This window comes from Chromohalobacter sp. HP20-39, from assembly GCF_033052815.1.
GTDB lineage: Bacteria > Pseudomonadota > Gammaproteobacteria > Pseudomonadales > Halomonadaceae > Chromohalobacter.
In genome coordinates this window covers 1-274 of sequence record NZ_JAWHTP010000658.1, presented here as the reverse complement: position 1 = coordinate 274, position 274 = coordinate 1, and the positions used below count along the sequence as shown (strand labels likewise).

The window sequence follows — 274 nt, the reverse complement described above, 5'->3', positions numbered from 1 at the left end:
GCAGCCCTGGCCGCCATCAGTCCTTTTCCGCTCTCGACCGACCCGGCCGAGGCCATCGTCCGGGCGGCGGAATCCGCGCTCGCGGTGCGACGCCGCTACCAGTTTTTCGTCTGGACACAGAGCTATCTCGGCCGGCTGATCCCGCATCAGCTCGCCGTTTGCGGCAGCTACGACCGTGGCTCGCGGGAGCTGATGTTCGATGTGTTCAACAGCGTCAGCCTGGAGCCGGCACTGATGGACGCGCTCGGCGACGCCCGCAGCCTGCTGATGCAGC

Annotated in this window: 1 protein-coding gene; it reads left to right on the top strand. The window is 67.5% G+C overall.

What is annotated here, in order from left to right:
• Nucleotides 1–274 (top strand): hypothetical protein (locus tag RVY79_RS19585; RefSeq protein WP_317466241.1); only part of this gene is annotated, 274 nt, incomplete at both ends.